This window comes from Skermanella sp. (assembly GCF_059503625.1).
Window position 1 is genome coordinate 1 of record NZ_JCACHA010000038.1, and the last position, 4373, is coordinate 4373.

General features: G+C 61.0%; 5 protein-coding genes and 1 pseudogene. 1 reads left to right on the top strand and 5 read right to left on the bottom strand.

Annotated elements, in window-relative coordinates; genetic code table 11:
- Nucleotides 1–50 precede the first annotated feature (50 nt).
- From AC5JJ6_RS00905 to AC5JJ6_RS00915, 3 genes are all read right to left on the bottom strand, one after another.
- The gene (locus AC5JJ6_RS00905) at nt 51–299 is read right to left on the bottom strand and encodes a hypothetical protein (RefSeq protein ID WP_496040232.1); all 249 of its coding nucleotides are present in this window, start codon (nt 297–299) and stop codon (nt 51–53) included.
- 116 nt (nt 300–415) lie between these two features.
- The gene (locus AC5JJ6_RS00910) at nt 416–1096 is read right to left on the bottom strand and encodes a ChrR family anti-sigma-E factor (protein WP_496040233.1); all 681 of its coding nucleotides are present in this window, start codon (nt 1094–1096) and stop codon (nt 416–418) included.
- Nucleotides 1093–1626, bottom strand: a complete 534-nt coding sequence (locus AC5JJ6_RS00915) for a sigma-70 family RNA polymerase sigma factor (RefSeq protein ID WP_496040234.1) — start codon at nt 1624–1626, stop codon at nt 1093–1095. Before AC5JJ6_RS00915 ends, AC5JJ6_RS00910 begins: the two co-directional genes overlap by 4 nt.
- 878 nt (nt 1627–2504) lie before the next feature.
- On the opposite strand from AC5JJ6_RS00915, the gene AC5JJ6_RS00920 reads away from it, so the two are divergent.
- Nucleotides 2505–3239 (top strand): hypothetical protein, encoded by a 735-nt coding sequence (locus AC5JJ6_RS00920; RefSeq protein ID WP_496040235.1) that lies wholly within the window; start codon nt 2505–2507, stop codon nt 3237–3239.
- Between the two features lie 515 nt (nt 3240–3754).
- Here the strand turns inward: AC5JJ6_RS00920 and AC5JJ6_RS00925 are convergent.
- Together AC5JJ6_RS00925 and AC5JJ6_RS00930 are read right to left on the bottom strand one after the other, a co-directional pair.
- Nucleotides 3755–3994 carry a DUF6894 family protein gene (locus tag AC5JJ6_RS00925; RefSeq protein ID WP_496040236.1) on the bottom strand — a complete coding sequence of 80 codons (240 nt, stop codon included), beginning with the start codon at nt 3992–3994 and terminating at the stop codon, nt 3755–3757.
- Between the two features lie 49 nt (nt 3995–4043).
- Nucleotides 4044–4316, bottom strand: a pseudogene (locus AC5JJ6_RS00930) (helix-turn-helix domain-containing protein); the annotation flags it as partial.
- Nucleotides 4317–4373 lie beyond the last annotated feature (57 nt).

Genomic DNA, 4373 nt, shown 5'->3' on the forward strand with positions numbered 1-4373 from the left:
CCAACTACTTCGCCAACGCAGGCTATGACGCAGACTGATGGGAAAACGCTCTAGATGAGCGGTTCGCCGTAGATGGGTGGGTAGGCGTCATAGACCGGCTCGACGTAGATGGGCGCGTAGGGGTCATAGACCGGCTCGACGTAGATAGGCGCGTAGGGGTCATAGACCGGTTCGGCGTAAACGGGTGCGAAGGAGCCAATCCAGATTTCTGGCTCGGCGTAGACGGGCTCCGGATAGGTCACAAGCACCTCCCCGTAAGAAGCCGGCTCCGGGAAGACCATGATCAGTTCGGCGTACATAACCGTGTTCTCCTCATTGCTCTGCAGGAGAACACGGTGCTGCGGCAATGGCGTGACGTGGCAGTGTTCACAGTAAGGCAACCAGGGCCAACCAAACATGTGCCGTAGGTGTTTGCTCAGACGCGCGCGACAGCACCGAAGAGGCGGCTGAGAAGCGCACCGAAGCGCAGCCGCCCCTGGGTCGCGATTAGGCAGACGCAGTCCACGCCCCCCTCGGCTGTCGGCCTGTGGCTCATCTCCTCAGCAATCTCGGCGAGGTCGCCCGGGCCGTAACGGCCTGTCTCGTCTGCAAAAGCGCCCTCCAGCACCAAGGTCAGCTCCGCGCCACGGTGGGAGTGGCGCGGCAGGGCGGTGCCGGGCTTAACCCGCAGCAGCCGCAACGCTTCGCCATCGGGGCCACGCAGCAGAACGGCATGTCGGATGCCGAGCGCGAGTCGACGCCAACGCGCGTCGCGTACTCCAGGCAGCAGAAACGAATGCGCTTGGCGGTCAGCCATTGGCGCTTGGTGCGCGACCGGCACATTTCTGCCCATCAGGGCACTGTCGCCCTCATTATCAAGCCGGCCCAATGCACGCTGCAGGGCATCCGAAGTGAGCGGCGCTGGAGGCAAACCGTCCAGAAGCGCACCGCCCACCGCCTCGGCGAGCCGGACCCTGGCAGAGCACTGTGCACAGCAGTCGAGGTGGGCCCTGACCACAATCGCCGCGGCCTGCCAGAGGGTACCTGTCGCTTGGGCCACCAGCGTCGCCTCATTCGGGTGATGCTGGATCGTTGTGCCTGCTACCCCGTTGCTCATGGCATCTCCTCACCCCCGAGCGCCGCGCGCAACCTGGCCAGCGCCAATCTTATGCGCGATTTGACGGTGCCGAGCGGGATACCAAGCTTACGCGCAATCTCAACGTGAGATTGATCCTCAAAGTAAGACAGTTCAAGTGCTTGCAATTGCTCCTGCGGTAACGTGGACAGGGCTTGGCGTAGGACAGCCTCGTCCTGGGCTGATGACACCATCCCATCCGTCACTGCCTCGGTGTCACTGCCCGCAAGTGCCACCGAGCGCCAGGCTCGGCGCTGAGCGTCGGTACGCAAGTTTCGTGCGATCACATAGATCCAGGTTGCCGCTCCCGCCTTCTGTGGGTCGAACAAGGCTGCCTTTCGCCAGACAAGGAGCATGGTTTCCTGCGCCATCTCCTCAGCTTCCTGACCATCCGCCGTTCCCGACCGAAGAAAGTAAGCCTTTAGACGCGGCGCGAAATGCCGGAACAAGACCTCGAAGGCCCCGCGGTCGCGGCTGCAGGCAACAGCTACGATCTGGGTGGAGAACTCCATCTGGCCAAGCGGCGCATCCGGTCGCGATTCGCCTTTTGGCGTATCTGGCATCAGCCTGTAACGCGCAGAGCGACACGCAGTCTGGTGTGACGCGCGTCCAACCCAGCGCCATTGCCGGGTTGATCCAGCCTGTTTCCTTCACCACCGCGCCCTTGCATACATCTCACCATCTACGCCGGCATTATCGACTTGGATCAGGTCAGAAAGAGGTCTCCTAAGGAGCAGCTCCAGCCGCTTGCCGTCGACAACGCAAGACCGTTCCTTAAGTTAGAATATGCAAGACGCCGGCTTGGTAGAGCAGCAACGTCGCGGGCATTGGCGTCAAGCTAGTGGCCAGCGACTGAAGCGCGAGCGCAGCGATCCATCATGGAAAGACCTCTGACCGCCGCGAAACACGATCATCCTCACCTCCGTGCGAGCGCGAGATCCACAGGCAATCAGGTTCCGTATCTCTCCACGTCACCAGGACGAAGGTCAGGGATGAAAATTGCATCCAGTGGGACGCGCGGGTATCTCACAGCCACCGCCGCTTCGCATGGCGGGGATGGTCTCTATGCGGCGCCGTGTCGCACGCCTCCAACCTTGCCGGGCGCGAGCAATCGGCAGCAGGTCACAGACGGGAGCGACAAATCGTTCCTCTTAACGGTTGGCGCTGTGGCCGCGGTCGAGATCGCCCTCATAGTGGCTTGGCTGATCGGCCTCTGAGGCACAACACCGCGGAACAGCTTGTTCCTTCTCGCCGGGAGCAGCAGCAGGCTTCTGAAAGCGATATGCTTTTGGACGCGGATTAGTCGCCAACGAGGGCGCGATCTTGTCATCCGATGCGCGCACGCGCCCGTACCGCCTTGCGGGTCCAAACGACCCCGGAGAAGAGACACATGGCACACAACACCTACACGCAGGATGGCAAGCTGCTGTACTCCACCGACTTCGTTGCGCTGAACAACTCAGGCATCGAAGGTCGCGCCGTTCTTCTGGTTGACCAGAGCTCGCAGACTCTCACCGTGGACATTCAAGCCAAGGGCCTAGAGCCTGATCAGATGCACATCCAGCACATCCACGGCTTCATGGATGATGCGGACGCCAAAACACCCACCATCGCCCAGGACGACGATGGCGACGGCTTCGTAGAATTGGCTGAGGGGCTTGACACCTACGGCCCGATCCAGCTCAACCTGACGATGAATCCCGAGAACGCAGTGCATGATCATGGCACCGAAGGCCATGACCACACGGATGAGGCCGTATTCCCGACCGTGGGCGCTGATGGGATGCTGAACTACCGCCAAGTGTTCCAGTTCTCGGCGGACGATCCGAATGCCCAGGCGATCTTTGACGGCATCACCCCGTTGGAGTTCAAGGAAATCGTCCTCCATGGGCTGAGCACCACCTCGGAGCAAGGCGAGGGCACAGACGGCGAGGTCAATGGTGAAGCGGGCTACAAGCTCGCTCTGCCGGTTGCCTCGGGCGAGTTGATGGGGGTCGCCGAAGCTGCTGACGTTCTTGAGGCAGTCGGCGAGCTTGGGCTCAACCCGAACGACGTTGTGGACTGGAATGCTATCGCGGCCGAGGCTACGGCGAACTTCGAGGCGACCGGGCAGTGGTACCTCTAGCCGCACTGGGTTAGCTAGCTGTCAGAACCGACGGGCCGCATGTGTGGCCCGTCGGAGTCCAGGTGGTACTGGTCCTGCACCGTTTGAGTGGATGCTCATAATAGGCCTACGGGCCTGAAAGGTGCCGATAGCAAAAAGCAACAAGCGGCGCCAATTTTCTCCGGGCGCGTTCAAACTCGAGCCGGTTGCTGCGGTTCAGGGCAGCCGGTCGGTTTCGGCGGTGGCAGCGCGAACCTAACGGCCCCACCTTCAGAACCAATCTTTCAGAGGTCATCATCAGGTAGGAATCGCCAGAAGGCTCTCAGAGTAGGACGGAAGTGCCGGCCTGTATGCGCCAGTTGAGCGAGGCTCCGGTCATGGGTGGAAGATGTAGGGCCTTCAGTGCAGGCTGGACGCCTTTTCAGGAGCCATCGCCGAGGCCACTCAGGATCTGATCGGCGGTTCCAACTTGGTGGCGCCGCGGTCCGGCCAAACTCTCGGAAAAGCCGCTTTAGCCTGCGGAGCGGAGGAGCAACCTACTTCCGGATCGTGACAAGCTCACGGAAAGGGATTACCGCAAGCACTTTGCCACTCTCGTCCGCTATCTCGACGCGGTGAAACAGCTGGAGCGGACGGCCAGCGACTAAATGCTCAGCCATCATACTCCGGGCACCACGGATCGCCTCGTGCTTGGCCGCTGCAAGATCCCGCAGCTCCATGCCGTCCCGGTCAATCATGACCGCGTCATCGTAGATGTGGATGTAGTAGCGGGGCATGATCTTGGAGTTCCGGTTTGCTCTTCCGTTTCCCGTGAAAGGGGGAACATCAAGGTTTCCCGAACACGGATTTGACCTTGTCCACGGCCGTCTGGAAGATCCCCTGGTGAGACGGCGGCACCAGATCGCCAGCGCGGGCGGCAACCTCCCGATCGCCACTTTCGGTTCGAATGAGGTGGAGATACTTAGGGTCATATTGGCCCATCTCCATCAGGCGCTTCGGTTCGAGCACCGTCAGCACCTTGTTCTTCAGCTCGATCAGCCCCTCCGCGCGAAGCTGTTGGAGCATTCTATTGACGTGAACGGGCGTCATCCCCGTTGCCTGAGCTAGAGCATTTCAGGTTTAGTCGAACGCGTAGCCTGAGTTGGCAAGGTAGTT